Annotated in this window: 2 protein-coding genes; both read left to right on the top strand. The window is 71.8% G+C overall.

Going from position 1 to position 2,127, the window contains the following annotated elements:
- The coding region (locus BGN98_RS03505; protein ID WP_288119593.1) for a type IV secretory system conjugative DNA transfer family protein at nucleotides 1–1,458 on the top strand (1,458 nt) is incomplete at its 5' end.
- A gap of 80 nt (nucleotides 1,459–1,538) precedes the next feature.
- Nucleotides 1,539–2,126: a hypothetical protein gene (locus BGN98_RS03500; RefSeq protein WP_026529680.1), complete on the top strand. Its 588-nt coding sequence runs from the start codon at nucleotides 1,539–1,541 to the stop codon at nucleotides 2,124–2,126.
- Nucleotide 2,127 lies beyond the last annotated feature (1 nt).

Below are 2,127 nucleotides of genomic sequence, written 5' to 3'. Positions count from 1 at the left end.
CGGATCGAGACCGACCCGCGCCGCATGGCCGGGATCGCCACACGGCACGAAGTCGCCGCCGCTGCGTCTGAGAAGGCGCTGCTGCGCCGCGCGGGAAACCTGCGCCCCGGCCTGGCTGACCCGAAGCCGGCGGACGTGGGCTACCGGCTCGGCACCTCCAAGGGCACCGGCGTGTGGGCGTCGGTCGAGGACTCGATCATGGTGATCGGGCCGCCCCGCTCCGGGAAGGGCCTGCATCTGGTGATCCCGGCGATCCTCGACGCGCCCGGCGCCGTCGTCGTCACCTCGACCAGGCCGGACAACCTCACCGCGACCATGCGCGCCCGTCGCAGGATCGGCCCCGTCGCGATCTTCGACCCGCAACACTTGGCCGAGGGTCTGCCCGCCGGTCTGCGCTGGTCACCGATCCGGGGCTGCGAGTCGCCGCAGACGGCGATGATCCGCGCCACCGGGCTCGCCGCCGGCACCGGCCTGTCCGCAGGCGGCGTCGACGGCGGAGGCTTCTGGGAGGGCAAGACACGGGCCGCGCTCCAAGCCCTGCTGCACGCGGCAGCGATCGACCATCGGCCGCCCGCCGAGCTGTTCAGGTGGACTCTCGATCCGACCGCGGCCGCTGACGCGGTGGCGATCCTGACCGGCTCCACGCAGGCTGCGACCGGGTGGGCCGAGTCTCTGGAAGCGATGATCGACTCCGACCCCCGCACCCGCGACTCGATCTGGCAGGGCGTCTCCTTGGCTCTCGGCTCCCTCGCGGACCCGCGCGTGCTCGACGCCGTATCGCCCGGCCCCGGTGAGGGCTTCGATCCCGAAGCGTTCATCCGCGACCGCGGCACGTTGTTCCTGCTGGCAACCGGGTCCGGTGCGGGAGCCAGCGCCGCGCTGGTCGCCGCGCTCGTGGAAGACCTCATCGAGACCGCCCGCCGCCTGGCCGCACGGTCGGCCGGTGCCCGGCTCGATCCGCCGATGCTGCTGGCCTTGGATGAGATAGCCAACCTCTCGCCGTTGCCGTCGCTGCCGACGCTGATGGCCGAAGGCGGCGGGTCGGGGATCACGACCATGCCGGTGCTCCAATCGCTCGCGCAGGCGCGGGACAATTGGAACGAGCACCAGGCGAACGCGATCTGGGACGCCTCGATCGTCAAGGTCATCCTCGGCGGGGCTTCCAACAGCCGGGACCTGCAAGACCTGAGCGCCTTGGTCGGCGAACGCGACGAATACACCGACTCCGTGACGCTGGGCGACCACGGCACCCGCTCCAACCAGCGGTCCGTGCGCCGGGTGCCGATCTTCCCGCCCGACCGCATCCGCCGGCTCCCGTTCGGGACCGGGATCGTGCTGCTGCGCTCCGCGGCCCCGATCGTCACCGACCTGCACCCCTGGCCCAAGCGTCCCGACGCCGGCCAGCTCGCCGCCGACCGTGCCGAGATCGAAGCCCTGCTCCGTCGTTCCGGCACCTGAACGCCGGTCGCGGCACGGAGCACCTGCCCGCCACAACGGCCCGGCACGAACCGGCGCCGGAGAGCAGACAGGAGCCCAGCATGTCCGACGAACCCGGTGGCGACGCCACGACGAACGATGTTCCCGACTCGGATGTGGACCAGATGGACGACGACGGCTACGACGAGCCGCTGATCGCCGAGCCGCCGCACCCGATCAACTGGAACCTGCTGAGTGCCGAGGACGCCGAGGCCGAGTGGTTGGAGCTCAACCGCTGGGTGGACTGGCTACGCCACACCTACGGGCTCCCCGCCTCCGTGATCCCGCCCGCCTGGCACATGCACCCGGAGCTGCTGTGGGAGCTGAGCGCGCTGCACCTTCACTGGCTCTGCGCCTACGACCCGGACCAGAACGGCAGCGCACCGCTCGGCTGGCACCGCGACTTCGCCGACGCCCGCCAGCGGCTCCGCGAATGGGTCGCCGCCTGCGGCACCCGGCTCGACCACGACCGTCCCACCCGGCAGACTGTCTGGCCCGGCGAGGAACCCGGCGACCCGATCGAGGACATCCCGATCACCGACCGCGACGCCGAGTTCGTGGAGTTCGTCATGGCCGACGTCCAGGCCCGCCGCGAGGCAGAGGAAGCGTTCTACCGCGACCTCGACCCGGACACCGGAGAAGTGTCGTGAG

Source organism: Microbacterium sp. 69-7, assembly GCF_001897985.1.
Classification (GTDB): Bacteria; Actinomycetota; Actinomycetes; order Actinomycetales; family Microbacteriaceae; genus Microbacterium; species Microbacterium laevaniformans.
This window is presented reverse-complemented; position numbering and strand designations above follow the sequence as displayed.